At 43.3% G+C, this 26,923-nt stretch carries 28 protein-coding genes and 1 riboswitch; of the genes, 11 read left to right on the top strand and 17 right to left on the bottom strand.

All coding sequences use genetic code 11. The features are described from left to right. Window position 1 precedes the first annotated feature (1 nt). The 7 genes from ACFQZI_RS13635 to ku all read right to left on the bottom strand — a co-directional run bounded on the left by ACFQZI_RS13635 (window position 2) and on the right by ku (window position 5,966). Window positions 2–712 carry an SAM-dependent methyltransferase gene (locus ACFQZI_RS13635; RefSeq protein WP_377143312.1) on the bottom strand — a complete coding sequence of 237 codons (711 nt, stop codon included), beginning with the start codon at window positions 710–712 and terminating at the stop codon, window positions 2–4. An 80-nt stretch (window positions 713–792) separates the two neighbouring features. Continuing rightward, window positions 793–2,049: a pyridoxal phosphate-dependent aminotransferase gene (locus tag ACFQZI_RS13630; protein WP_377143310.1), complete on the bottom strand. Its 1,257-nt coding sequence runs from the start codon at window positions 2,047–2,049 to the stop codon at window positions 793–795. A 177-nt stretch (window positions 2,050–2,226) separates the two neighbouring features. Beyond that, entirely contained in the window at window positions 2,227–2,961 is a 735-nt protein-coding gene (locus ACFQZI_RS13625; RefSeq protein ID WP_377143308.1) for an acyl-CoA desaturase, read from the bottom strand. A 154-nt stretch (window positions 2,962–3,115) separates the two neighbouring features. Next, the gene (locus tag ACFQZI_RS13620; RefSeq protein ID WP_377143306.1) at window positions 3,116–3,577 is read right to left on the bottom strand and encodes a ferritin-like domain-containing protein; all 462 of its coding nucleotides are present in this window, start codon (window positions 3,575–3,577) and stop codon (window positions 3,116–3,118) included. Window positions 3,578–3,674: 97 nt separating this feature from the next. Next, complete coding sequence (locus ACFQZI_RS13615; protein WP_377143305.1) at window positions 3,675–4,382, bottom strand: hypothetical protein; 708 nt, start codon at window positions 4,380–4,382, stop codon at window positions 3,675–3,677. Between the two features lie 132 nt (window positions 4,383–4,514). Beyond that, window positions 4,515–5,105: a YciE/YciF ferroxidase family protein gene (locus ACFQZI_RS13610; protein ID WP_377143303.1), complete on the bottom strand. Its 591-nt coding sequence runs from the start codon at window positions 5,103–5,105 to the stop codon at window positions 4,515–4,517. Between the two features lie 87 nt (window positions 5,106–5,192). After that, window positions 5,193–5,966: a non-homologous end joining protein Ku gene (gene ku, locus ACFQZI_RS13605; protein ID WP_377143301.1), complete on the bottom strand. Its 774-nt coding sequence runs from the start codon at window positions 5,964–5,966 to the stop codon at window positions 5,193–5,195. A 208-nt stretch (window positions 5,967–6,174) separates the two neighbouring features. On the opposite strand from ku, the gene ACFQZI_RS13600 reads away from it, so the two are divergent. Both ACFQZI_RS13600 and ACFQZI_RS13595 read left to right on the top strand, forming a co-directional pair. After that, window positions 6,175–6,807 (top strand): hypothetical protein, encoded by a 633-nt coding sequence (locus ACFQZI_RS13600; protein WP_377143299.1) that lies wholly within the window; start codon window positions 6,175–6,177, stop codon window positions 6,805–6,807. A 171-nt stretch (window positions 6,808–6,978) separates the two neighbouring features. Beyond that, window positions 6,979–8,268: an HAD-IB family phosphatase gene (locus ACFQZI_RS13595; RefSeq protein ID WP_377143297.1), complete on the top strand. Its 1,290-nt coding sequence runs from the start codon at window positions 6,979–6,981 to the stop codon at window positions 8,266–8,268. Window positions 8,269–8,327: 59 nt separating this feature from the next. On the opposite strand, the gene ACFQZI_RS13590 is transcribed toward ACFQZI_RS13595, so the two are convergent. Together ACFQZI_RS13590 and ACFQZI_RS13585 are read right to left on the bottom strand one after the other, a co-directional pair. Beyond that, entirely contained in the window at window positions 8,328–8,798 is a 471-nt protein-coding gene (locus tag ACFQZI_RS13590; RefSeq protein WP_377143295.1) for a universal stress protein, read from the bottom strand. A 71-nt stretch (window positions 8,799–8,869) separates the two neighbouring features. Further along, window positions 8,870–10,186 (bottom strand): voltage-gated chloride channel family protein, encoded by a 1,317-nt coding sequence (locus tag ACFQZI_RS13585; RefSeq protein WP_377143294.1) that lies wholly within the window; start codon window positions 10,184–10,186, stop codon window positions 8,870–8,872. A gap of 24 nt (window positions 10,187–10,210) precedes the next feature. After that, window positions 10,211–10,275, bottom strand: a riboswitch (Fluoride riboswitch). Between the two features lie 82 nt (window positions 10,276–10,357). On the opposite strand from ACFQZI_RS13585, the gene ACFQZI_RS13580 reads away from it, so the two are divergent. Both ACFQZI_RS13580 and ACFQZI_RS13575 read left to right on the top strand, forming a co-directional pair. After that, complete coding sequence (locus ACFQZI_RS13580; protein WP_377143292.1) at window positions 10,358–11,311, top strand: tryptophan 2,3-dioxygenase family protein; 954 nt, start codon at window positions 10,358–10,360, stop codon at window positions 11,309–11,311. Window positions 11,312–11,313: 2 nt separating this feature from the next. After that, window positions 11,314–11,634 (top strand): hypothetical protein, encoded by a 321-nt coding sequence (locus tag ACFQZI_RS13575; protein WP_377143290.1) that lies wholly within the window; start codon window positions 11,314–11,316, stop codon window positions 11,632–11,634. Here the strand turns inward: ACFQZI_RS13575 and ACFQZI_RS13570 are convergent, their stop codons facing one another. Continuing rightward, window positions 11,635–12,096, bottom strand: a complete 462-nt coding sequence (locus tag ACFQZI_RS13570; protein ID WP_377143288.1) for a hypothetical protein — start codon at window positions 12,094–12,096, stop codon at window positions 11,635–11,637. Between the two features lie 109 nt (window positions 12,097–12,205). Here ACFQZI_RS13570 and ACFQZI_RS13565 point away from each other — a divergent pair, with 109 nt between their 5' ends. After that, window positions 12,206–13,270: a branched-chain amino acid aminotransferase gene (locus ACFQZI_RS13565; protein WP_377143286.1), complete on the top strand. Its 1,065-nt coding sequence runs from the start codon at window positions 12,206–12,208 to the stop codon at window positions 13,268–13,270. 70 nt (window positions 13,271–13,340) lie between these two features. Here the strand turns inward: ACFQZI_RS13565 and ACFQZI_RS13560 are convergent, their stop codons facing one another. Both ACFQZI_RS13560 and ACFQZI_RS13555 read right to left on the bottom strand, forming a co-directional pair. Then, window positions 13,341–14,087 carry a class I SAM-dependent methyltransferase gene (locus ACFQZI_RS13560; protein ID WP_377143284.1) on the bottom strand — a complete coding sequence of 249 codons (747 nt, stop codon included), beginning with the start codon at window positions 14,085–14,087 and terminating at the stop codon, window positions 13,341–13,343. A 26-nt stretch (window positions 14,088–14,113) separates the two neighbouring features. Next, window positions 14,114–14,620 (bottom strand): serine acetyltransferase, encoded by a 507-nt coding sequence (locus ACFQZI_RS13555; RefSeq protein WP_377143282.1) that lies wholly within the window; start codon window positions 14,618–14,620, stop codon window positions 14,114–14,116. A 99-nt stretch (window positions 14,621–14,719) separates the two neighbouring features. On the opposite strand from ACFQZI_RS13555, the gene ACFQZI_RS13550 reads away from it, so the two are divergent. Further along, on the top strand, window positions 14,720–15,979 hold the full coding sequence (locus ACFQZI_RS13550; protein WP_377143281.1) for a glycosyltransferase: 1,260 nt from the start codon (window positions 14,720–14,722) through the stop codon (window positions 15,977–15,979). Then, on the top strand, window positions 15,976–16,725 hold the full coding sequence (locus ACFQZI_RS13545) for a glycosyltransferase family 2 protein (RefSeq protein ID WP_377143279.1): 750 nt from the start codon (window positions 15,976–15,978) through the stop codon (window positions 16,723–16,725). The genes ACFQZI_RS13550 and ACFQZI_RS13545 overlap by 4 nt, the downstream gene beginning before the upstream one ends. A 122-nt stretch (window positions 16,726–16,847) precedes the next feature. Here ACFQZI_RS13545 and ACFQZI_RS13540 read toward each other — a convergent pair whose 3' ends face one another. The 4 genes from ACFQZI_RS13540 to uvrB all read right to left on the bottom strand — a co-directional run bounded on the left by ACFQZI_RS13540 (window position 16,848) and on the right by uvrB (window position 22,162). Continuing rightward, window positions 16,848–19,325 (bottom strand): YfhO family protein, encoded by a 2,478-nt coding sequence (locus ACFQZI_RS13540; RefSeq protein ID WP_377143277.1) that lies wholly within the window; start codon window positions 19,323–19,325, stop codon window positions 16,848–16,850. Window positions 19,326–19,413: 88 nt separating this feature from the next. Then, window positions 19,414–19,710, bottom strand: a complete 297-nt coding sequence (locus tag ACFQZI_RS13535; RefSeq protein WP_377143275.1) for a hypothetical protein — start codon at window positions 19,708–19,710, stop codon at window positions 19,414–19,416. A 3-nt stretch (window positions 19,711–19,713) separates the two neighbouring features. Then, a complete protein-coding gene (locus tag ACFQZI_RS13530; protein ID WP_377143273.1) occupies window positions 19,714–19,962 on the bottom strand; it encodes a DUF4834 family protein in 249 nt (82 codons plus the stop codon). A 172-nt stretch (window positions 19,963–20,134) separates the two neighbouring features. Continuing rightward, window positions 20,135–22,162 (bottom strand): excinuclease ABC subunit UvrB, encoded by a 2,028-nt coding sequence (gene uvrB / locus ACFQZI_RS13525; RefSeq protein ID WP_377143271.1) that lies wholly within the window; start codon window positions 22,160–22,162, stop codon window positions 20,135–20,137. Window positions 22,163–22,443: 281 nt separating this feature from the next. Between uvrB and upp the strand changes: the two genes are divergently transcribed. The 4 genes from upp (at window position 22,444) to ACFQZI_RS13505 (ending at window position 25,920) form a co-directional block, all read left to right on the top strand. Further along, window positions 22,444–23,097: a uracil phosphoribosyltransferase gene (gene upp / locus ACFQZI_RS13520; protein WP_377143270.1), complete on the top strand. Its 654-nt coding sequence runs from the start codon at window positions 22,444–22,446 to the stop codon at window positions 23,095–23,097. Between the two features lie 57 nt (window positions 23,098–23,154). Further along, window positions 23,155–23,883, top strand: coding sequence for a YjjG family noncanonical pyrimidine nucleotidase (locus tag ACFQZI_RS13515; RefSeq protein WP_377143268.1), 729 nt, complete (start codon window positions 23,155–23,157; stop codon window positions 23,881–23,883). Then, window positions 23,874–24,410 (top strand): DinB family protein, encoded by a 537-nt coding sequence (locus ACFQZI_RS13510; protein WP_377143710.1) that lies wholly within the window; start codon window positions 23,874–23,876, stop codon window positions 24,408–24,410. The genes ACFQZI_RS13515 and ACFQZI_RS13510 overlap by 10 nt, the downstream gene beginning before the upstream one ends. A 655-nt stretch (window positions 24,411–25,065) precedes the next feature. After that, window positions 25,066–25,920: a UDP-2,3-diacylglucosamine diphosphatase gene (locus ACFQZI_RS13505; protein WP_377143267.1), complete on the top strand. Its 855-nt coding sequence runs from the start codon at window positions 25,066–25,068 to the stop codon at window positions 25,918–25,920. A 23-nt stretch (window positions 25,921–25,943) separates the two neighbouring features. Here ACFQZI_RS13505 and ACFQZI_RS13500 read toward each other — a convergent pair whose 3' ends face one another. Beyond that, a complete protein-coding gene (locus ACFQZI_RS13500; protein WP_377143265.1) occupies window positions 25,944–26,861 on the bottom strand; it encodes a hypothetical protein in 918 nt (305 codons plus the stop codon). Window positions 26,862–26,923: the final 62 nt, after the last annotated feature.

Below are 26,923 nucleotides of genomic sequence, written 5' to 3'. Positions count from 1 at the left end.
TTTACGCATGGAATAACAAAAATATAGCCGGGCGCTTACGCAGATCTGGTACCTGTTTTTGCCATTCGCTTATAGGCATGGTTTTAATAAATTCTGTAGGCGCGGTAATATCGCAGGCTATACAAAGGCGTGTTTCAGACTTGCAGGTTTTTAAAATTTCCTGCAGCATACTGTCATTACGGAACGGGGTTTCGATGAACATCTGCGTTTGCTTATTACGCCCGGCAAGGTTTTCCAGTTCTTTTATGCGTTTGCTGCGTTCCATTTTATCTATGGGCAGGTAGCCGTGAAATGTAAAGCTTTGCCCATTAAATCCGGATGCCATCAGCGCCAGCAAAATAGAACTTGGGCCAACCAACGGCACAACCTTAATGCCTTTGCGGTGTGCTTCGGCAACTATATCAGCGCCGGGGTCGGCTATGCCGGGGCATCCTGCCTCGCTCATCAGGCCCACATCATTACCGGTTACCAATCCTTTAAAAAACTCTTTGAGCCCGGCGTCCCGGTTATGCTTACCATAATCGTGGATCAGCAATTCGCTTTGCGGGGTTTTTAAACCGGCCAATTTTAAAAAGCGGCGAGCGGTTTTTTCGTTCTCTACAATATATTCCTTTACGGTGTTAATAGTATCAACCAAATACGGCGTAAAGGATTGGGCCGCGGCCTCATCTGCAAGTGGTACAGGTATTAAAAAAAGGGTTCCGTAGGCCATAATATATAAATGCAAAAAACGACAATGAGTTTCGCCGTATAATAAAAAGAGACGCGATATCTCGCGTCTCTACAATTTTTCTATTTCAATTTGCTTAGTGCTTCGCGGATGCGTGGGATCATTTGCTGTATATCTTCTAAAGTGCTTGCCCCTACCGATGCCCTGAACCAGGTAACTTCTTCGCCCGTACCAAAAGCCGAGAATGGCACGAAGGCCACCTTAGCTTCTTTTATCAGATAAAAGTTTACATCTGCACTGTTTTTCAATACATGCCCGTCGGGAGTAGCTTTGCCGGTGTAATCTATTTTGATGGTTAGATAAATGGCCCCCATCGGCTCAATAGAATCAACAGAAAATCCATCGGCTTTTAAATTCTGGAAACCCTCGTGCAAGGTGCTCAGGCTGGTTTGGATATCGCTTTTTAACTTATTGAGGTAAGTATTTACGTAAGTTTCATTCACCAGATACTCGGCCATGGCAACCTGCTCGGCCTTTGGCGACCATGCCCCCATATGGCCAACAATGGCTTTCATATTGCTAACAATTTCTGTTGGGCCAAAGCCCCAGCCTACACGCACGCCAGTAGCAGCAAAGCATTTTGACCCACCATCAATAAATATGGTGTAATCCTTCAACTCCGGGCGAAGGGTTACCGGGTCGTAGTGTTTGTATTCGCCAAAAGTTAGCTGCGAGTAGATCTGATCGTACAATAAGTACAATGGTTTCTCATCAGCACCGCGGCTTTGGTTTTCGGCTATTACGAGGTCGCAAATCTCTTCCAGGTCTTTTTTACCAAACATGGTACCGGTGGGGTTAAGTGGCGAGCATAATGCCAGCATGGTTGCGCCTTTTAAATGCGGGGCAATCTCATCTGCTGTAGGCATAAAATTATTCTCGGGGCGTGTTTCTACCAAAACAGCTTCGGCGCCTGTTAAGTCGCAATAGTGGTTATTGTTCCACGATGGTGTAGGGAAAACAACCTTGTCACCCGGGTCAACTAATGCCAGGTAAGTAGAATATATTAAAGGGCGTGAACCGCCCGAGATCAGGATCTGGTTTGCACCATACTCCAAACCCATCCTGTTTTTTAGGAAAGCAGATACACTTTCGCGCAGGTTTAGCATCCCATCCGCCGGAGGATAGTTGGTTTGGTTGTGGTTGTAAGCATCAATAATACCGTCTTTAAGCTCGGTTGGGATAGGATAAATGTTCGAATCGAAATCGCCAATGGTTAGGTTGGCAATATTTTGTCCTTGTTTTTTTAACTCGTTAATTTCACCCGCTATCTTGATGATCTCGGACCCGCTTAAATTTTGCGCTAATACTGATACTTTCATTTATAAATTTTTACGAAGCGCAAAGATAGGGTTATTGAGGTGAAAGGACAAAAGAGCGGCATAGCGAAGTTTACTCACCCGACTGAACTTCGCTGGTAGAGGCAAGTGAGATCTGCGGTAAACAAAAAGGCGAAAAGTTTATCACCTTTCGCCTTTTACCTTTAAGCTTTTACCTTTTTATAAATAAGCTTTCCTCAGCCTGATTATCCTGGCCCAGTGCATCAATTTCATGATGGGGTAAACAGGGTCGATCTCGAACCATTTGGCGCCAAAGTTTGCGTTGTTAGGCCGCTTGTGGTGGTTGTTCTGGAACAACTCGCCCAGCATTAAAAAATCGAAAGGCGTAGTGTTTTTGGATTTATCGTTATTATCGAAATTAGAATAGCCGTATTTATGCCCACACCAGTTTACAATAGCGCCGTGTAAAGGGCCCATGATAATGTGTATGGGTATTAGTAAAAACATCCACCATTGTGTAGCAAATTCTATATAGAAAGCAATGTAAAGCAAGCCGAATATAATGCGTGATACATATGATGACCCTATGTAATCTAAAAACTTCCACTCCGGGTAGTTACCTTTAAAGCGCTCTTCAGGTTCTTTAACCTTTTTCTCATGCTTACGATAGCTAATGGCCGTATAGTACATCATCTGGAACACATCTTTAAAAAAGTGTGGTGAATGCGGATCTTTCTCAGTATCGCTGTAAGCATGGTGCTCACGGTGCATAATGGCGTAAGCACGCGGATTTAAGTATGATGAGCCTTGGAAAACGTAGGTCATTACGTGAAATGTGCGCTCAAAAAACTTATGGGTAGTAAACATTTTGTGAGACGCGTACCTGTGTAAAAAGAACGTTTGAAAGAACAGCGACAGGAACCAGTGCCCAAGAAAGAAAATTAATATAATCACGGGTGTAAAATTATTGTAGACGTATTATTTATAATGATTACAAATATACGATTAAATGCTTACGCGGGATTTTAAAAATGATTTTTAAGGTTGCCCGCAATAAAAAAGCCGCCGGATAACCTCCGGCGGCTTTAATTTTATTTATGCGTATAGCTTATACCTGCGCGTCGCGTAGGGCTTTGATCTTATCGTGACCTTCGTTGATCAACTGTTGTTGTTGCGCAATAAGGGTTGCAAATTGTGGCGATAAGCCATTATCTTCTGATAAGGCATCGCGGTATGCTTTCTTAATTGCATCCTCGCCGCGCTCACACTCTTCTAAAATGCTTTTACGGTCGTGCCCGCTAAAGGTAGCTTTTACATCTAACCATGCGCGGTGAATGGTACCGGTAGCAGTGTTACCTGTTTCAACCTCGCCGCCTGCCTGGCCAACTGCTGCGCTAAGCTCCTGTACGTTACGGCGACTGTCGCTTGCAAACTGGTCAAAAATCGCTTTAAGGTCGGCATCGCCTTCACCTAAATCTTTTGATGCGCGGTCAAAACCATCTATACGGTCGTTATTAATTTCTATTAGGTCGTTTAATACTTCAACTGATTTTTCAAATGTAGTTTCCATGGTAGTTATTATATTTTGTTTGGTACTACCAATGCAACCACCATGCCACGTTTAATTTTAAATTAAATAAATTATAAAAAACATCTTTAATCAGTACCTATTTAATGGTATACTTAGTTAAGTAAGAGGTGCTCTTAAATCCTAACAAGTTGGCATCGGTTTGAATTAAGCCAACCCCTTTGGCCAGATAATAATCATAGTCGCCAAAATCCTGGAAGCCATCTCCCAAACCAAAATCATATTGTACTATGGTGTGGGTATGGATAACGTTTTTGTATGTTTTACCAAGCACAGTTTTGGTAATGCCTGTTTCTATTATTTTATTTTTGGTGCGGGCCGGTACATCATTCACCAAACCATTTGGAGACATCCGGGCTGTCCACTCGCCGCCAACCGGAAGGTTATCGTCCAATATGAAAAACTCCACTGTAACTTTTTCCTGCACGGTTGTGGCTATTATCTTATACTTTTTATCTTTTACATAATAGTATTGGACCACATCTTCCTTCCCTGCAGTACTGCTTTTTAATTCGTAATAATTTTGTCCGTTAAGTGGAGTAATTACGCCAGTTATATGCGCTTCTGCACTCTCGGTAAGGCCTGTAACATCGCTTTGATAAGTCCATGAGCTACCTGTAGTAGTAGGTAAATAACTATCGTTAGCGCTGCTATTAGGATTGTTAACGGTAGGGTTGCTGTTAAAATTATCAGAAGGGGTGTAACCGGTATAATCAACAGCATCCTTTTTACAAGCGTTAAAGCATAAAATAACAACCGGAAAGAGTACGAGTAAATATTTTTTCAAACGTTAAAATTTAATAGTTAAACCTCTATAAAGATAAATAAACAAAGCCAATAAGCAAGTTCGGGATATGTAAGCGAAATACAAAAGGCCGCCCATACAGGCAGCCCTCTTCAGTTTAGTTAGCTTATGTTATTATGCTTTTTCGCCTTTGGCAGATTGGTTGATAGCACCTTCGGCTACCTGGGTAAGCAATTCGTCTGTTTGTTTTTCTTCCTGCAATGTAGCATCAAGCAACTCTACAGCTTCGGTATAACCTAAAACACCAGCAAGGGTTTTAAGGGTACCGTATGAAGCAATTTCGTAATGTTCTACCTTTTGGCAGGCAGAGATGATACCGGCATCGCGGGTAATGCTGCCATCTTCGGTACTTTCAACTATCTCTTCAGACTCTTTGATCAAGCCGGCCATCGCCTCACATTTTTTTGCTACAGCCTTTTCACCTATCGATTCAAAAACAGAATCTAAACGGGTTATCTGGTTTTCGGTTTGTTCGATGTGGGTTTCAATCGCACTGCGCAATTCATCCGTAGTGGTTTTTTTAGCCAATTTGGCCAAAGCTTTGGTAAGGTGCTTTTCGGCCCAGTAAATATCTTTTAATTCGTCGATAAATAATTCATTCAAGGCCGATTCTTCAACTATTTCGGTTGTCTCCGGCGCTTTTGCGGTTTTGGTTTTTGCAGCCGGTGCCTTCTTGGCCGGAGCTGCTTTGGTTGTTGTTGCCATAATAATAGATGTTTAATTTGTTTACAACTACAACACGAACCAGCGCTTTAAGTTTTATTTATAAGATAATTTATTAATTACAATTACCTAAGCGCCTTTCTTAGTTTTTAAGCTACTCATCAATTGTTCGTACAGGTCATCACTTTTAGTTGTACGCGGTTTAAGCTTCTTAATAGTTGGGCGTTTGCCTTTGGCTTTAGCTTTAATGATCTTTAGCAATTCGTCGTTGTACTCATCTTTAAATTTGGATACATCAAAATCTTCGGCGTATTGATTAATAAGGGCCAGGCCAACATCAAGCTCCTTTTTGCTTACGGTAACATTATCTGCAATATTTAAATCTTCGGTACTGCGTATCTGCTGCCCAAAGCGGATGCGGGTTATCACCAGCACATTGTCTACAGGGTGTACAATGCAAAGGCTTTCGGTACTGCGCAGTACAAAACGCGCAAGCCCGGCTTTACCCGATTTTTTAAGCGCCTGCAATAGCAGCGCATAGGCTTTGTTATTTTTGGTATCGGGTTCGGTATAGTATGATGTTTCATAAAACATTGGGCTAACATCGGCTATATCTACAAAACTCTCTATTTCAACCACCTTGCTTTTTTCGGGCGCGGCGGCCTCAAAGTCGGCCTCTTCTACAATTACGTAATCGTCGTCGTTAACTTTATAACCTTTTACAATTTTATCGTACGGTACCTCTTTGTGGGTTTTCTCGTTCACGCGCTGATAGCGAATGCGCTCATGATCGCGCGCATCCAGCATATCCAGATCAATGCTGCTTGTTTGCACTGCCGAATACAGTTTAATTGGGATGCTTACCAACCCAAACCCTAACGAACCTTTCCAGATAGACCTCATAAACGTATGATTTAATGCTGTTTAGTATAACTACTAAATAAGGCAACGGTTTTTAAAACTTGCGAAGGCCGTGCAATTATCTGTGTGTGTTTCAACATGCAATAATGATATGCGTGTTAGTACGCATTTTAATATACCAGCACAACGGCATTGCCGCAAAAGCTTGATTGAATGAACTTTACAAACACAAACTAAACACTAAAACATTATGAAAAAGTTATTACTAAGCGCAGTATTTGCATTAACCCTATGCTTCGCTGCAAAAGCACAGGACGAAACATTGACCGAAAACCCCGCAGAAATTAAAGACACGAAAGTGTTAACCATCGACGAGTTAAAGGCCCAACGCGCCGAATTGGTTGCGATGCTAAAGTCTGAAGAGTTCCAAAAGGTGTTGGCAAAAGCCGATAACCTTAAACCCCAGAAAGATGTCGGGATTGCTGGCCTTGACGCGTTATCAAACCTGGTTACCACCATGATGACCCAATTAAAAGAGAACCGCGCTTTGCTACCGCAAATGTATGCCAGCGTAACCGGCCAAACGCTTGACGGGCTACCCGCCACCGAGGTAAAACCGCTATCGCCAGACCAACTTGTTGGTTTCTCTAAACTTTGCCTTGCAATGGGGTCGAGCTTGTTAAAATCATCAAAAGACCTGATTACTTTGCCGGGCGAAATTAAAAGCGCGGGCTTAATGAAAGGCATTAAGGGCCTAAAATCATTAATGTACATCAAAAGCAACCTTGGCGCTATTAAACAAGAAATTGCCTTTAACTCTAAAATGATAAATAACCTGGTGCAAACCAATAAACTGGCCATGGCCGCAACCACAACCAAATAAAGGCTTCTTTTTATTTAGTTTTAAAGAGGGTGCTGCACGGGGGGTGCGGCCCCTCTTTTTGTTTTATTGAAGATATGCTGCTGTTGAAAATGAAGGCGATGATGTGGATGATTTTCTGATGGTTGCCTCAATCATTTTTTGCACATTTGCAGCTCAGCATCTTACACCCCAATGGAGCAGTATTTCATAATAGATTTCGATAGCACCTTTACACAGGTAGAAGCCTTAGACGAGTTAGCCCGTATATCTTTAAAAAATCACCCGGAGCGTGAAGCCATCTATAAAAAGATAGAGGACCTTACCAATGCTTCAATGGAGGGCCGCCTATCGTTTACCGAGAGCCTGGAACAACGCGTAAAACTGCTTTGTGCCAACCGCGATCATTTAAAAATGCTGATAACCCATTTAAAGAAAAAGGTATCAACCTCATTCTCGCGTAACACCATATTTTTTAAAAACCACCAGGATACGGTGCTTATCGTATCGGGCGGGTTTAAAGAGTTTATTATCCCTGTTGTTACCGAGTATCACATCAAAAAAGAAAATATATACGCCAATACCTTTGTATTTGATGAGGAAGGCAACATCATAGGTTACGACCGCGAGAACCCACTATCGCAGGAGGGCGGCAAGGTTAAACTTTTAAAAGAACTGAACCTGCCGGGAGAAATTTTTGGCATTGGGGATGGCTACTCCGACTTCCAACTGAAGGAATCGGGTATGATCAAAAAGTTTTTTGCATATACAGAGAACATCGAACGTAAGTCTGTTGCCGAGAAAGCCGACCACGTTACACCAAGTTTCGACGAGTTCTTATACATCAACAAACTGCCAAGGGCCATATCATACCCTAAAAACCGCATTAAATGTTTAGTTATTGGCGATATTGACGAAGAGGCTTTAACACAAATGAAACGCGAAGGATACAACTTTCGCCATCGCGACAGCCTCGAAGAAAAGTACCTGGATGAAGCGGGCGTTTTATTTTGTACCGAGGCAAACTTGCCTAAGCCAGAGCAATTGGAAAATGCCGGCCGCTTAAAAGTAATTGGCTGCTTTGGCCGGGTGAACCGTAAACTTGCCGAGGCCGCGTGCGAAAAGGGTATCATCGTATTCGACGACCCGAAGGCCAACCCCCGCAATACCGATTTTATCCCCCGCAGGGTAATTGCTTTTATGAACGAGGGCAAAACCCACATGAGCTGCAACTTCCCCGATCTGCAGCCGCCCCGCATTAATAACGCCCACAGGTTAATTCATATACACAAGAATGTACCTGGTATACTGGCACAAATAAACGAAGTTTTTGCTAACCACAACATCAACATAGTTGGCGAGTTTTTGGTAACCAACCCGCAAATAGGTTACGTAATAACAGATGTTAATACAGGTTACGGTACCGAAGTACTAAACGAATTGAAGGCTATTGAACAAACAATAAAATTCAGGCTGTTGTATTAGAGATTAGAGACTTGTAATCAGAGATTAGGCATTTCACACCAGTAACTAATCTTTAAACTCTATTCTCCAGTCTCTATCAGCGGCACCACCAACACCGGCACCTGCGAGCTACGCACTACGCTTTCGGCAACGCTGCCCATCAGCAGTCGGTCTATACCACTTCTGCTGTGGGTGCCAATCACTATCAAATCAGCTTTAAATTCTTTGCTGCAACTAAGTATGCCGTCGGCCGTTGAGCCATACTCATTAAAGTGGGTTACCTCTAATCCCTTCGCATATCTTTCAATGGTACGCTCAATAATGTTATCTGCCTGGTCTTTCTGGATGCTTAATATATTCATCTCATCGTAATTAGGCGTGGTTGAGCCTATGATCGGGTCTGTTGAAGTATCCGCAATTACGGCAGGTTCCACAATATGCACCAGGCCAACGTGCGCGTTAAATGTATGGGCTATATCAAAACCGTAAGATGCCGCGTATTCTGCAAATTTACTGTCATCTATCCCGATAAGTATCTTGCTAATCTTCATGTTTGTAAGGGCTTGGGGTTACTCTTACTAAACAATCAAATACCAATATGTTTTATGAAAGATGCAAATGCTTAAAGCCTGTATTTACCAAACATTCGTTTTACATACTTACTTTTCGCAAGGTCTGTTTTAGCCAGGGCCGTTTTCTGCGCCGTATAAATACCGCCATCGCCGCTAAAAAAATAAGCGGTAAAACATGCTATGGCGAAAAAGATGGCATAATGGCCGCCAAACAACTCTATCCCCATTAGGGTGCAGGCCACCGGGGTGTTGGTAGCACCCGCAAATACGGCTATAAAACCAAGCGCGGCAAACAAGCCTGCAGGTGCATTCATCAAGTCGGCAAGTGTGTTACCTAGCGTAGCACCAATATAAAACAGCGGCGTAACTTCGCCCCCTTTAAACCCGGTACCTAACGTGATAGCAGTATAGATCAGTTTCCAAAGCCAGCTCAGAGCATCTGCCCCACCGTGCTGAAACGCCGATACAATAGTTACCGCGCCTGGATATTCGGCATCAACACCAAGGCTCAGGTAATCGGGCTTGCCCAAAATATAAGTGAGAGCGATGATAGCCAAACCTCCCGCTACCGGTATTACCCAGGTAGTTTTTATTAGTTTAAGCAAGATATTTTTAACCGTATGCACCGCCTGTGCAAAGGCATAACTTACCAGCCCAAAAAGGGCTGATGCCATTATTACTTTACCTAAAAGCCACAAGCTAACCGGCAGCTGGATGCCATATAAGGTTTGCCCGGTATTTACAATATTCACATGATATAGCGTATGATGAATACCCCAAAGCGATACGATAATATCACCTATATAGCCCGCTATGAGGCAGGCGAAAAAACACCTGTACGGGATGCTGCCAATGGCAATAACCTCCAGCGCAAAGACGGTTCCTGTTAATGGCGTGCCAAACACCGCGCCAAAGCCTGCTGCTACTCCCGCGGTGAGGACTATCTTTTTATCGGCATCATTAAGCTTAAACCAAGCGGCAAACAGGTTGGCCAGGCTGCCGCCAATTTGCACGGCTGTACCCTCTCGCCCTGCCGAACCGCCAAACAGGTGTGTAATAACTGTAGTTATTAAAATTAATGGAGCCATGCGCTTAGGCACTCCTGCACCGGGTTGGTGTATCTCATCAATAATGAGGTTGTTTCCCCTTTCGGCACTTTGTCCGTACCATTTATAGAGTAAGTGAATAACCACACCCGCAGCAGGTAGAAGGTATAAAAGCCAGGTATGCGCAAAACGAAAATGGATAGCCTGGGTTAACAGCCACAGGAAAAAAGCCACCATACTGCCAATTGCCACAGCAACCAGAACAATAATAACTACCCAGCGGAGGAGATACTTTACAAACGCGAGGAAATTTTTAAACATAGCCTACGTGCAAATAAACAAATATTTGGGGTAGGCGTCATCAGCTTTGCAGCGGTTCAAGTAGGCAGAACACCATTGCCTTTGTATAACACAAATGTATTATAATTTCGGAATTATTTGAAGGTCAAACGACTTTCAACTTCTGACTTAAGACTATTATCTTTGGACCCTATGAGCATCTCTCCCGAAATAGAAAAAAGACTAACGCTGTTGCAGGAAAAATACAACGCCATGGGCCAGGATATGACATCCTACCTGGATGGCCTGCTGCATGCCGACTTTTTAACCTATTGGGATTACATTCACCTGGATACGCTTTTGAGCCTGCAAAGTCCCAAAACACCCTTCCCGGATGAAGAGATCTTTATCATGTACCACCAGATCACCGAGCTATACTTTAAACTTAGCCTGCATGAATGCAGGCAGATAGCGGAACATGAGAACCTTACGGCCGACTTTTTTACCGCACGTATCAAACGCATCAACCGTTATTTTGAGGCTTTGACAAATTCGTTCGAGATTATGGTGGATGGTATGGAGAAGGAGCAGTTCCTGCAATTCAGGATGAGTTTACTGCCTGCCAGCGGTTTCCAAAGCGGGCAATACCGCATGATAGAGATCTATGCCACCGATTTTATAAACCTTGTAGCACCGGATCATCGTCAGCAATTAGCGGGTGCGCCGGTTGAAGAACAGTTTGAGCAAATCTACTGGAAGTATGGCGCCACCGAATTATCTACCGGTAAAAAAACATTGACCTTAAACCAGTTCGAGAAAAAGTACGCCAAAACATTTATAGAACTTGGCAAGCAGGTGGGCAATAAAAACTTTAATGCGCTGCTGCAGCAGTTTAAATATAACGGGCAAAGCACCAAAGCGTTGGAAGAACAGCTAAGGCAGCTGGATGTAAACGTAAATGTGAACTGGCCGCTAAGTCATTACAAATCTGCCGTGCGCTACCTGCACCGCGAGCCCGAAGAAATAAAAGCGACCGGCGGTACCAACTGGCAAAAGTACCTGCCCCCACGCTTTCAGCGCCGCATCTTTTATCCATCCTTATGGAGCATAGATGAATTGGAGAACTGGGGCAAGGCCTGGGTGGAAAAAGTGGTTAGCGAATTATAAAGATGGCTGGTAAAGCGATTTTTACACCTTACAAGAAACATCCTATCGCTATTACTTTTTGCGTTATTTATTTTCTCCTTTGGTGCTGGATGGGTTACATCGCATACCACGATTTTACTCACAATGGCGATGCGGAGGTCATTGGCCTTACGTTATACTATTTTGCACTTATAGTTTTTTTACCTTATCTGCTAATAACGATGGCTTTCGCGATGTTCTCCACCAAGTCAAAAAAGTTTTATTGGGATATGGCTGGTTTTGTACTCATCTTTATTCTAATAGCCGCATTAATGGCTTTTCTTGTCAGCTTTATAAAAAGGTGATCATACAATAGTCGGTTGCAAATTATTGGTGGCAACCGCATCATTCACCAATCTTTCTATCTCATAAAAGCCTTCAAATTTATTGATGATCAGCATCGATCGGTTCTTGGGGTTGCGGTTTACCAGGAAAAGATGGCTGTTGCGGTGGGTCACCTTCATGATCGCGTCCAGGTTAATGGTTACATCCGGCTGGTTAAGAGTATGCAGCGTTATTTTTTTATCATCAATAATTAATTTAGTGGCATCAACCCCTTTAAAATATTTTTTGCGCCCGTAAACAAACCCCATAATCATGGCTGCCACAATTACTGAAAAAATAATAATATCCCGCGTATCTCCTCCGCGGTAAAGCAGATTAAACGCGAAGATCGAAACGATGCCTATGTAGGAGAAGATCATGCTGTACATCCAGGCTTTTTTCAGTTTGGCGTTGCCTTCGGCAGTATATTTGTACTCTTGCATTTTAGGGGCTTTGTTAAATTGCTGTAATATAGCGTTCACACAGTCCAAAAAGTAAAAAATCGCTCAAAAATTTTTAACTTGCCACTTTCTGAATTATTTATCTACTATCATGACCGACACGCTGGACATAAAAATAACTAAAACCGCTCACTCACGCTTGGCTGAGACGGATTTTGACACCCTGCCATTCGGCAAGGTTTTCTCTGACCATATGTTCTCTGCCGATTACATCGACGGCGAATGGAAAAATTTTGAGATCTTGCCTTATGGCCCAATTTTAATGAGCCCGGCAATTTCTTCTCTGCATTATGGCCAGTCGTTTTTTGAAGGCATTAAAGCATACAAACATGCCGATGGCAAGGTTTCCATCTTCCGCCCTGACAAGAATGCTATTCGTTTCAACAAATCGGCTGAGCGCCTTTGCATGCCAACCCTGCCCGAAGAACTTTTTGTACAAACCATAGCCGCTTTGGTTGATATTGACCGCGACTGGATCCCTGCGAAAGCTAACCATGCTTTGTATATCCGTCCGTTCATGTTCGCTACCGACCCATACCTTGGTGTAACGCCATCGGCTACATATAAATACATGGTTATTGTTGGCCCGGTTGGCCCGTACTTCTCAAAACCGCTTAGGGTTAAAATAGAAACGCATTACACCCGCGCTGCCGAAGGCGGTATGGGTTACGCTAAAGCTGCCGGTAACTACGGTTCATCTATGTTGCCTGCGCGCAAAGCAACCGAAGAAGGCTTTGACCAACTGATCTGGACCGACGCAAAAGAGCATAAATATATCGAAGAAATGGGTGCCGCTAACGCGATGTTCCTGTTAGATGGTAAGCTAATTACCGCCGAAGCTAAAGACACCATATTGGATGGCGTGACCCGCGATACAGTTATAGCTTTAGCTAAAAGCTGGGGCATCCCGGTTGAAGAGCGCAAGGTATCTGTTGCCGAGTTGATAGAAGGAGCTAAAAACGGCAAACTGACTGACGCCTTTGGTGCAGGCACCGCCGCTACCATTGCTTCGGTTGCATCAATAAGCTTTGAAGGTGAAGAATATTTCCTAAGCGAGCCAGCAACCCGCGAGTTTTCAAAACGTGTATTATCCACCCTCGACGATATCAAATACGGCCGCACCGAAGACACTAACGGCTGGAACTACGTAGTGTAATTGAATATTTAAATTATATACAAAGCCCTGCAGAAATGCGGGGCTTTTTTGTTGTGGATTTTTGAATTAGCTACATCGTCGCCTTAACCACAATGTATGGCGATAACGCTTTGCTTTCGATAGGGATGATCTTGGTAAAAGCTTTACCTGCCACCCAGATAGCTTTTACGATGGCTTTAGACAAACTTTTTTGTTCTGATTTATTCTCCAGCCATACGGTGAATTTACCGTGATAGTAGGCTTCAACATCTTTTAACCCGAGTGCTTTACAGCTATCCCGCAGCAGGTCGAGGTCCATGCTGTTGATGTTATGCTTGTCGTAGTTTTCTTTATCAAAATTCTTCTGCACCCATCCGTTAACACTTTTAAAATTGGGCAAGGTGATGAATAGCGTACCGCCGGGTTTCAAAAACTTAAGATGTTCATTAATAATAAATTTGGTATCATTAAAATGCTCTATCAACCCAAAGGAAAGCACCATATCAAACTTTTGAATCGGCTGGTAGGTAAACAGATCGGCCTCCACAATATCTATATCGCCGGGTGTAAGATCATTGGCTGCAAGCAGCTTATTAACCAGTTCGGGATGTATAAAGTAATCTAAAAGGGTCGTTTTTAATTCCTGATATTTTTTGAGATAGATGGAGTAATACCCCGGGAAACCACCAAGTTCTATGGCGTTTTTAATTCCTTTTTCAGCGATCAGCTTGCCTAAAATATCGCCAAAAACATAATTGGGCTTAAGTTTAAATATCAGCCCCTTGCGCGATTCCCAAAACGACTTCCAGAAGGAACGGTCGGTTAAATTATTCTCCATTAAATATTTTCAATACGGGTTACCGTTTAAGTTTTTTTCTCCAAAATGCGGGCGGGGTTACCCACTGCCACGCTGTTATCAGGTATATCTCTTATCACCACGGCACCCGCCCCAATTACTACATTATTACCTATGGTAACATCACCAATGATGCATACGTTGGCACCCACATCCACATTATTACCTAAACGCGGGCACCTGCTAAAGGTTCCATCCGCATATTTTTTATGGCCTATAGTAACGCTGTTACGTAGTACACACCCCTCACCCATAATAACACCCTGGTTTACTACCAATGCCTGCCCGTGATAAATAATAAGGCCCTTCCCGGCAGTTGTTTTTCTCGGCAGTTCGATACCTAAATGCCATTCTACAATTAATTGGTAAAGCACCAGGTGCCAGCAAAAAAGTATTTTTAAAAGAGTGTGTCGGTTCGCCAACTGCACCGAGCGAAACAAAAACAATACTAACTGCCCCTTTATATTGCCACGGTTGGCGCTCCAATCCTGGAATAAATAGGCTATAAAGTTCATGTTTACGGGGCTGTTTTGCTGTTAAACTTCATTTTGATTGGAATGAAGTATTCAAAAGTAAAATTTTTAATTTTAGTATCATTATACTTGCCCCGATAAATGAAGGTTGCACTCATCAATACATCAGATTCTGGCGGCGGCGCTGCCGAGGCCTGTATGCGCTTGTTAAAAGCCCTACAGCTACAGCAGGTAGATGTAACCATGGTGGTTCAGCATAAAAAACGCGCGGAAGATACCGTTTATACCATCGAAAGAAACCTATTTGGCAAACTACGTTCTAAGCTTAACTTCTTGCTGGAGCGTATTCCTTTTATGCTTTTTCAGGAGCGCGACAAACAAGTAAGGTTCGCATTTTCCACCGCTAATGCAGGTACCGATATTAGCCAAAATAAAGTTATTAAGGAGGCCGACATCATTCACCTCCACTGGACCAACTCCGGCTTTCTGTCAGTAAAAGACGTTAAGAAACTTATCGCCTTAAACAAACCCGTTGTATGGACACTACACGATATGTGGGCCTTTTCAGGCGGTTGCCATTACGCGGGCCCTTGCAACCATTTTAAAAACCAGTGCGGTAATTGTTATTTCCTGCGCGATCCTGAGGATAATGACTTGTCTCATGACGGCTGGCTCAGAAAGAAAGACGCGCTGAGCATTGCCAAAAACTTATCCATAGTAACTTGCAGCCACTGGCTGGGCGAAGTAGCTATGAAGAGCACCTTGCTTAAGGGCTTTATGATACAGGCAATACCCAACCCTATTGATATTGAACTGTTTTCGCGCAAGGATAAAGCCAAGGCAAGGGCCAAATGGAATGTTAACCCATCTGCCAAAATTCTTTTGTTTGGCGCGGCTAACATTAACGACAGGCGCAAAGGCATCAGCTTTTTGGTGGATGCTTTACATATCTTAAAAACCCAATACACCTCTACTGAAGTGGAGGTGGTAATATTCGGCAAAAATAAACACTTTGATACCAGCACATTGCCTTTCGCGGTAAAACAATTGAATACCATCACTTCTCCTTCAGACCTGGCCGAGATCTATAGCATGGCCGATGTTTTTGTATCGCCTGCTATTGAAGATAACCTGCCTAACATGATCATGGAAGCGATGAGCTGCAGTACACCTGTGGTTGCATTTAATACCGGCGGCATCCCCGACCTGATAGACCACCAGGTGAACGGTTATATGGCCGAATTTAAATCGGCAATTGACCTTGCTGCCGGCTTAAATGATGTATTAAGTGCCGCTAACCGCGAGGTATATGCTGCGGCGGCGCGCGACAAAGTGAAACGCATGTTCAATAACGAGAAGGTTGCCGGGCAATATATCGATCTATACAAATCCATTTTATGAAACCCGTCCTGTCAGTAATTACAATCGTTTATAATAACGTGCGGGATATTGAGCGTACCATGCTTTCGGTACTCGATCAAACTTACGAGGCTATAGAATATATTGTGGTGGATGGCGCATCCAACGATGGCACGCTTGAAATTATAAAACGCTATGAGACCCGCATTGCCAAACTTATCAGTGAAAAAGACAAAGGCATTTACGATGCCATGAATAAAGGCCTTGCCCTTGCAACCGGCGATTATGTGATTTTCATGAACTCGGGCGATGAGTTTTACGCAACCGATACTGTAGCCAACGTATTTGCCACCGCCTCTGATGCCGACATTTATTACGGGGAAACGGAAATGGTGAATGACGGGCGCGAAAGCCTTGGCCAACGCAGGCACAAAGCCCCTAAAGAATTTACATGGCGGGGATTTAACTACGGAATGAGCATTAGTCACCAAGCTATTTATATCAGGCGTGCACTTACAGAACCGTACGACCCCAAATACCAGCTTAGTGCCGACATAGACTGGATCATCCGCGCGGCAAAAAAAGCTAAAAAGATCGTAAAGGTAGATGGCTATGTAGCAAAATACCTCGTGGGCGGCATGTCGAAGGCTAAACACAAACAAAGCCTTTTGGAGCGTTTTGATATAATGAAGCGCCATTATGGGTTTATACCTACCGTGCTTAACCATGCGGTTATTGCTTTTAATCTTGGCTGGTATTGGTTAAGGAACCGAAGGACGAATGATTAAACTCTTCGATACATATTGAAAATGGCGAGGTGGCTATCGCTTGCCATGACATATTTTAATTTAAACAAAAAAGAGCGACAGGTTAACCTATCGCTCTTCTCATATAACTACCTGATCTTAAGTTAGGCTTTCGCAAACTCAGGTTGTTTGTTTTTGCGTTCTACGTAAACGGCACCCGCAAGGGCAAGTATTAATAGTATCGAACCCACTAATGAGATATTCTCTCCGACATAATATGAAGTTGGGTGGAAAATAAATTCAACTTTGTGGTTACCTACCGGTATGCTTGCCGCACGTAAAAGGTAATCGGCACGGTAATAGGGTTGTTCTTTACCATCTATGTACATCGTCCAACCCTTATCGTAATATATTTCAGAGAATACTGCAACCTGGTTTGATGTTGACCCGGTTTGGTATATAAGATGATCCGGCTTATAGCTGGTTAACTGAATAGTGCCATTTGCAGCAGCCCCCAAAGGTTTATCTTCGACCAGTTTTTTGTATTTCTCATCTATCATCGCCTCGTCTTTAGGCGAGAAACTGCTGATCGCCTGCATCTCCTGGTCGGCATCTTTTACATATTTGATGCTTTTTACAAACCACGCATTGCCGCAAGCAGTAGAGTTGGCATGCATGCTTGGGCTGCCTGTTTTAGGGTCGGCAGTGATGATGTATTTGGCATTTAGCATATCCAATACATCCTGGTTGATACTTTTGGTGAACTGGTTCTGTATTACCTCATCAAAACGCCTTAACCTGGCCGAGTGGAAACCACCTACTGTTTTATAGAAATATGATGAACGCGAATCGCGGAATGGATCGCCAAGGGTAAGATCCATAACCCTAAAGTTAGGGTCTTTATCGCGCATAATAAATTCATCTATATCACGCGGGGTATAAGCTTGTGCGTAAGCTTCTTTATCAACAAATGTCTCATCCTTTAGGTAACGCTTGTCAACACTCCACATATCAACCAAAACTATAGCCATAAAAGCAAGCGCAGCAAATGTTAAGCTTATTTTTTGTTTAATAACAACGTAAAGCAAGCCAAAAGCTAAAGCAATGAAGATGAACGTACGGATCGCATCAGCACGTTCTAAAGCCTGGCGGTCTTCAACCAAAGCACCGGCAACCTGATTGGCCATTTGAGTATTCCCCTGGAATGCCTGGGTGAGGCCACTAACCAAAGTTTGATGTTCGCTTGATTTGAAGCTCAGGAATAATCCCGGTACAGCTATCATCAATAATGTTAAACCACCTGTAATATAAAATGCGAGTTTTACATTTTTAAATATGTAAGGTTTATCGCGGTTAACAAATACTTCGTTCAATGCCAGGAAACCAAGTATAGGAAAACATATCGACGCGATAACCAATGTAGACTCTACCGCCCGGAACTTATTATAAAGCGGGAAGTAGTTAAAGAACAGATCTGACAGGAAAGGCAGGTTTTTACCAAATGATAAAAATACGCTTAATAGCACTGCCGATAACAGCCACCATTTTATCCGGTTCTTAACTATAAGTAACCCTAACACAAATAGGAAAAATACAATGGCGCCAAAATACCATGGGCCGGAGGTACCCGGTTTGTTACCCCAGTAAATAGGTAACTGGCTTGCAAACTGCCTGGCCTGGCCTTCATCAACCCGGTTTTCGGTTAATACTTTAACAACCTTTGAGTCGTCAGATACAGGCCCGCTGCTTGCACCGCCGTAAGCGTTAGGAATAAAGAAGGTAAACACCTCGCTTACACCCTGGCTCCAGTTGTAGGCATATTCTCTGTCGAGGCCGGTATTTGCAGCACCTGTTTCACTTTTTAGGTTGCCGGGGCCACGGATGGTATATTTACTGTATTCGTACGTTGTCCATAATGAACCGGCATTTACAATTACCGCCAGTATGGTAGCAACAGATAAATAAGCTATAGACTTAAAGAAAGGTGCTGTTTGTTTTTCTTTAATGGCGTGGTAAAGCTCTATACCTATTAAAATGGCGATAGCTAATAGCAGGTAGAAGGTCATTTGCACGTGGTTGGCACGAATTTCCATAGCCAGGAAAAATGCCAGCAAGGCCCCACCGGTAAAGTATTTACCCCTAAGCGTAAGAATAATACTTGCCAATATAGGAGCAAAAAATGCAATCGCGTAAGCCTGGTTAGAGTGCCCGGCCTCAATATAAATAAAGTTGTATGACGAGAACGCGAAAGCCACAGCGCCTGCAGCAGCAAGCCAATTGTTTAATTTTAACGTAACAAATAAAAAGTATGCGCCAAAAAGATAAAGCAAAATAATATTTACAGGGTTAGGGAACACTATATTCAGGGCATCAACAACATAAGTGGTAACATTTTTACCGTACTTGGCCCAAATTTGATAGCTTGGCATACCGCCAAACATTTGGTTTGTCCATAATGGCGCGGTACCGGTGGCGGCTTTGACATCCATTATCTCTTTTTGCATGGCCTTGGCCTGCAAAACATCGCCCTGGTACATTACCTTTCCCTGCATTAAAGGGTTAAAGAAATAGGCAAAAGTAATTACGAAAAATATTGCAGCGACAATAAGATGCCCACTATTCCGCTTGATCCAGTTGTTCATTTAAACTCTTTTAGGGATAATAATTATAATTTTCAAAAATAGAAAATTGAATGAGATTAGAAACGATAAGTTTTTATAAGATATTTACTTAGCAATTGTGGGGTTGGTTGCTAAAGTAGTAGAACAAGAATATCATAATCAAAATGCTTACAACGTAAACAATTACATTAAGCTTGTTAAATTCCTCGCGGTTGCGGCGTATGTTGTAAACGTTGTATAAGGCAAGGCCGGCAATAGCCACCCAAAAAAAGTTATTGATGGTATTGCAACCTGTAAAAAGTTGTATTAAAACCGCCAGTACAATACAATTGGTGAGTATTAACAGCACGGTTGGCGGGGTATTATTATGGTTGCGCCTGCGTTTGTATAGCCCTTCGGGTAGCATTGATTATTTAATTTCTTCGTAATCTACAAATTCTCCCTCATTATCCGGTACAGAACTCTTAGTTTCCGGTTTATAGTCTACACGCACACGGCCATCGGGCCTTGGCTGCTGCTGGTAGTTTTGTTGCTGGCGTGCCTGTTCCTGCGCTTTGTTAATGATGCTGCCAAAAAGCATAGGCAAAAATATACGCACAAGGCTGCGTATGATATATAACGAACAAATGGTTATGATTAAAAAACGTATTAAGCCCATCTGGTTTTAAATTAGCTTACAAATATAAGTATATAACGTAAGAATTGGATGGATAGTTTACCACTTGCGATTTGTCATTTAAAACGATGTACGGGGAAAATCTTGTTAGACATAACGTACTTTGCTCATCTATCAAGATTTCTTACTATTATTCGAAACGATAGCCGGTTTATTAGGAAAACTTCTCTTCCATTGTTTTTTCTAACGCGAACATTTCGTCGCGTAGTTTGGCGGCTAACAGGAAGTCCATATTCTTAGCAGCCGCAACCATATCCTTGCGTGTGTTTTCGATAGATTTTTTTAGGTCGGCTTTGGTCATGTACTGCACTATCGGGTCGGCAGCAAGGGTCAGCGTATCAGTTTCCACGTAGGCCTGTTGTACCCCTCCTTTAAAGTCAACAACGGAGGTCTGCTCCATGATCTCTTCTTTTGATTTTCCAACCGTGCGCGGCACAATGCCATGCTCCTCGTTGTATTTTATCTGCAATTCGCGGCGGCGGCTGGTTTCTTCCATCGTTATCTGCATCGATTCGGTTATAGTATCGGCATACATGATAACCCGGCCCCGGTCATTACGCGCAGCACGACCAATAGTTTGGATCAGCGACCGCTCCGACCGTAGAAACCCTTCCTTATCGGCATCTAAAATAGCCACAAGCGATACTTCAGGTAAATCCAAGCCCTCGCGCAGTAAGTTGATACCAATTAACACATCAAATTCACCAAGGCGAAGGCCACGTAAAATTTCTACACGTTGCAGGGTCTTTACTTCTGAGTGGATGTAACGGCATTTGATGCCCAGCCTATCCATATATTTAGCCAGTTCTTCGGCCATGCGTTTGGTTAGGGTGGTTACCAATACGCGGTCGCCCATCTTAATAGTTTTATCTACCTCGTCAAGCAGGTCATCCACCTGGTTTATCACCGGGCGAATTTCAATGATCGGATCCAGCAGGCCGGTAGGGCGTATTACTTGCTCCACTACTACCCCGCCGGATTTTTCCAGTTCAAAATCGGCTGGCGTGGCGCTTACATAAATGGTTTGCGGGGCAAGGCGTTCAAACTCCTGAAAATTTAGCGGCCTGTTATCCATTGCCGCGGGCAAACGGAAACCATAATCAACCAACGATATCTTTCTCGACCTGTCGCCACCATACATAGCACGAATCTGCGGAACGGTTACGTGGCTCTCGTCAATCACCATCAGGTAATCATCCGGGAAATAATCCAACAAACAGAAGGGGCGCATCCCCGGCGCACGGCCATCAAAAAAGCGCGAATAATTTTCAATACCACTACAATACCCCAACTCGCGTATCATCTCCAAATCGTAATTAACCCTTTCCTCAAGTCGTTTTGCCTCTATAAATCTACCGTCATCAATAAACTGCTTTTTACGGGTCTCTAATTCCTCCTGTATAGCCCATACAGATTGCTGAAAGCGTTCGCGCGGGGCCACATACAAGTTGGCGGGATAAACCACCATATGGGTCATTTTTTCGATGGTTTTGCCGGTAGTGATGTCAAACGTGCTTAACTCCTCAATATCATCTCCAAAAAAGCTGATACGGTAAGCGTAATCCATATAAGCCGGGAAAATATCCACCGTATCGCCTTTAACTCTAAATGTTCCCCGTTTAAAGTCGGCAGTAGTGCGCGCATATAAAATTTCAACTAACCGGTGCAAAAAGGCATTACGGCTAATACGTGTACCGACCGCGAATTTAAAGACCGAATTGGCGAAATCCTCGGGGTTACCCATACCATAAATACAAGATATAGACGATACCACTATCACATCCCTGCGGCCGCTCATGAGTGCAGAGGTAGTACGTAAGCGCAGTTTTTCAATCTCCTCGTTTATTTGCAGGTCCTTTTCAATATAGGTGTTTGATGAGGGGATGAAAGCTTCGGGCTGATAATAATCGTAGTAGGACACAAAATAATTCACCGCGTTGTCAGGGAAGAACTGCTTAAACTCGCCATACAACTGTGCCGCTAAAGTTTTATTGTGGCTCAGTATAAGTGTAGGCTTTTGGGTTTGCTCAATTACGTTGGCAATAGTAAAAGTTTTACCAGACCCGGTTACCCCTAACAGGGTTTGAAATGGGTCGCCGCTATTTACACCTTCAACCAGTTGCTTAATGGCGCCCGGCTGGTCGCCGGTGGGTACGTATTGAGAAGTTATCTTAAAATCCATTACTCAAAAATAGTGATTTGTAATTAGACATTTGTGATTAGGCTGTCAAGATTGCTAAGCTTTTTAGTCAGTACGCAACCAAACCTGTTACAAATAAATTATATGTTGATGACAGCCCTATGTCAGCATCTTTTTCATACAACCATTTTATTTGCAGAATGATTGCGTAAGTGCAGTTATTTCAAAAGCCTCTCCTAAGTCCTCTCCTTTGGAGAGGCTTTTGAAAGCTCCTCTCTTTTCGAGAGGGTTTGGGGTGAGGCAAAAAAACTTTATATTTAGCCATGCCCACTCATACTTTTGTTCTGAATAAAACCAATAGCATTGCCAACCAGTTTTTGGCCGAAATGCGCGATGTAAACATCCAGCAGGATAAATACCGTTTCCGTAAAAACCAGGAGCGGCTTGGCGAGATACTGGCTTACGAGATAAGCAAAACATTGAACTATGAGGTCACCGAGGTTGAAACGCCGCTGGGTACCGCTAATATCAACCTAAATACAGAGCAGCCTGTTATAGCTACCATACTGCGCGCGGGTTTACCCTTTCACCAGGGTTTCCTTAATTTTTTTGACCGTGCCGATGCTGCCTTTGTAACCGCCTGCCGAAAAGTTAAAAAAAGCGGGGCATTTACCATCCAGATCGACCAGATCTCGGCCCCTAACCTCGAGGGCAAGACTTTAATTATGTGCGATACCATGCTGGCAACCGGGCAAAGTATCGCGCTGGTTTGTAAAGAGATCATCGCCCAGTATAACCTAAAAGCCTTGCATATTGCCGCCGTAATATCCAGTACCGAGGGCATTGCCCATGTGCGCGCCAACCTGCCGAAAGCACAGATCTGGACCTGCGCAGTAGATGATGAGATGACCAGCAAGGCTTACATTGTACCCGGACTTGGTGACGCGGGCGACCTGGCATTTGGGGAAAAAGTGTAGCTCAGATTTGAGATCCCGGAATTTCTATTTCGGATTTGTTAGTGTAATTTTGAGTTGATGAATAATTCCGAAATCCCACATCCGCAATCCGAAAAAAAGTACCGTCATATTTTCTTCGACCTTGACCATACCATTTGGGATTTTGACAAGAATGCCGAGGAAACCCTGCACGAACTTTACGGCACTTATAAGCTAAAGGATATTGGCCTGCACTCTGCCGACCTGTTCATAGAAACCTATACCCGTCACAATCACCGCCTTTGGGCGGAATATCATTTGGGCAGGATAACCAAAGCGCAGCTTCGCGAGGAGCGTTTTAAGTCAACATTTATTGAACTTGGCGTTGAACCCGGTTTGATGCCTTCCGACTTTGAAGATGCCTACGTAAATCTCGGCCCAACCAAAACCAACCTGTTTCCGCACGCGCACGAAACATTGGCCTACCTGCAAAGCAACTACACCCTGCATTTAATATCAAATGGGTTTAAAGAGGCTACCGAAATGAAGGTTGCCGGCACCAACCTTGCACCTTATTTTCAAAACATTATTATATCCGAAGTGGTTGGCGTAAATAAACCCGACCCTGCCATATTTAATCATGCCCTTGAACTGGCCGGCGCGACTATTGAAGAAAGCTTAATGATTGGTGACAGCATCGAAGCCGACATACGCGGCGCTATGGATGTGGGTATGGATGCCATTTACTTTAACCCCGCCAATCTCGAAAAACCTGCCGATGTTGCCATACAGGTTACTCATTTAAAAGAGTTAACTTTATTACTATAAATATCGCCAAAGAGCGCCGTGCAATTGATGCCGCATTAGATACCTACCGCAATTTGCTGGATGGGTTTACCAACGAGCGCTTTACCCAAACCCCACCCATGGGTGGCTGGAGCTATGCCGAGGTGTACGACCATATCCTGAAAGCCAGCATGGGCGCTACCATCGCCCTGGAGCGCTGTACGAACAACAACTGCCCGCCAACAAAAAAGGGCATGAACTTTTGGGGTTGCTATGTTATGCTAACCGGCATTTTTCCGCCGGGTAAATCAAAAGTACCGGATAACATGGCTGATAAACTTACACCTGCCCGGATCAATATAGAAGAAGCTAAAAACCTCATCATTAAAATCCGCAAACGGATAGACGGCGTTACAGGCCTTATTGCCAATGCCAATAAAAACACACGCTGGCTGCACCCCTGCCTGGGAATGCTAAACGCCGCGCAATGGTTTAAATTTACACGCATACACCTGGAGCATCACTTAAAGCAGTTAGAGCGCATTAAAAGTGACTTTGTAAAGGGATAATATATTCAACTGGTCATCGCTGCGCCCGGCTACCCTTTCTGTGAGGAATAGAAGCGATTTCTAATAAACCTTCCTTACTCTCTTTCCACGCAGTGGAGAGAGGGTCGCGCACGAAGTGCCGCGGGGTGAGTAAAATCCGAAAATGTTCACGTTCACGTTTGCACAAGCAGGTATATTTTATACAAATAGCTAATTATTAGCTATTTAAAGTTAAAACTACTGCCACTGTTTTGACACCACATCTTCCGGATATTTCCTTAAGCAATTAGAACCAAGTCCGGATGATCTCTTTTTAAATACAACTCTATTTTCACATCGTTTTCATGTTACAATGGTAACTTAACCTCATCAAATGGCCAATTCCGGCTTATATACCCTGTTCTCAAATTATTTTTTATTTAGCGTAACCTTTTACATTTAACAAAGTCTTAACACTATAATAATTTGATTACTTGATATTTGTAAAAATAAGGAAAGATGAATTTTGAATTTACTTACTTGTTTGTAATAGGATTACTGGTATTGCTTGGTGCATTCTATCTAAGCCCTTACGAACTTAAGGTTAACGAAGACGACGACGAGGAATAAGCCCCCGCCAGCCAACCTGCCAGCGTTTATTAATTAACGGCTATTTACATTAGCCCCCTAAGTTTTGATGGCAAAACGCGAAGTAGATATAGTTATAATATCAGATGTGCATTTAGGCACGTATGGCTGCCACGCCAAAGAACTCCTCAAATATCTTAAAAGTATCAAACCCAAAATGCTTATCCTCAACGGGGATATCATCGATATCTGGCAATTCAGCAAATCTTACTGGCCCGAGGCACACATGAAGGTGGTGCGCCGCATCCTTAAATTTGTTACCGAGGGCGTGCCTGTATATTACCTTACCGGCAACCACGACGAAATGCTGCGTAAATTCACCGATTTTAACCTGGGCACTTTTCAACTGCTCGATAAAATAGTGCTCAATATCGACGGTAAAAAGGCTTGGATCTTTCATGGCGATGTGTTTGATGTTACCATGCAGCACTCCAAATGGCTGGCCAAACTCGGCGCCGTTGGTTATGATACACTCATACTAATCAATAGCCTCACCAACTGGTTCCTGACAGCCATGGGCCGCGAAAAAATGAGTTTCTCCCAAAAAATAAAAGCTAAGTTTAAAGACGCGGTAAAGTTCATTAACCAGTTTGAGCAAACCGCTGCCGACCTTGCCGTACAAAAAGCTTACAGCTATGTTATTTGTGGGCACATCCACCACGCCGAGATCCGCACCATACAATCTACCGAACAAACCGGCTCGGTACTGTACCTTAACAGCGGCGACTGGGTAGAAAGCCTTACCGCCCTTGAGTATCACAATAACGACTGGACCATTTTCAAATACCAACCCGAAGACTTTAAACAAGACCACGACGAAGACGACATCACCGATGCCGAAGACCTCAACGCCAAACTTGATGTACGCAGCTTATTGGAGAGGTTTAAACAGGAAGCGCATTAGGTGCCGAATCAAATAATTGGCTTTCAATCCTTATCATAACCAAGCAACAGTCCTTTATATATTTGCAGCATTTTTCTAAATGCCGATTGCTGTGTTGGTGTGATATTAATGGTGTAGGTACCATTTTTCCCGTTGAATGTTATGGTGGCTGATTTTGCACCGGCCAAGCCGATCAGCACTGGCAAATCCTCATCCCTCACATTATAGTCGCAGTCCTCCCAGTCCTTACGTTTAACCCGCTCTTGTGAAAATTTCATTTGAAGATTGATTTTTTTACCATCAGCGTTGAAAGTTACGTTCTCCGTAAATATCCATTTATCGGCGCCATGTGTAAGCTGTAACTTAAGGAAGTTATAGGAGTCGGATTTACTGATGTAAAGATACACTCCTTCAGAATAATCATCTCGTGGCGAACTTTTATCAAATAAATAGTTAAATACATCCCCCTTTTCTTTTCGTGTTTTTCGATATAATTTTCTAAAGTTGGCAACATCCACTTCAATTGAAGCTAATTTTCTTAATGCGGCCTTATCTTCATCTGTTAATACAACTCTTGCATTTTCAAACTTATCTTCCACCTCCATTTCTACAGGGTTTTGCTGTAATTTTGAGCTATCTGTAATATTCACTTCGCTCAAGGTAGGGTTTGAAACAAATAAACCTTCAGCCCAGTGGGTCGATTCATTGGTTTCGGCGCAAATCGCCAATATAATTGCCCCAAAAAGGAAAGCAAACGCACAACCTTTCTTTAACTGCTCGTTATCATCCTTAGTTACTCTAACGGTAGATTGGGGCTGTTCAACAGATTCCACCGAAACAGGTACTTCTAATTCAGATGCTGTGTAAAGAGTCCCGCAATATGCGCACCGAAGGTCGGTGCCAGAGGCGGGCACAAGCCCGCCACCGCAGTTTTGACATTTTTTAAGTTCGTGAGTAGGCATTACATACGCAATGTAATAAATATTGTTGTACGATTTAGGCGCTTAAAACCTATTAACTTTTT

Source organism: Mucilaginibacter lutimaris (assembly GCF_042676625.1).
GTDB classification, from domain to species: Bacteria; Bacteroidota; Bacteroidia; order Sphingobacteriales; family Sphingobacteriaceae; genus Mucilaginibacter; species Mucilaginibacter lutimaris.
Note: the sequence above shows the minus strand (reverse complement) of the source record. Positions and strands in the feature narration are given on the sequence as shown.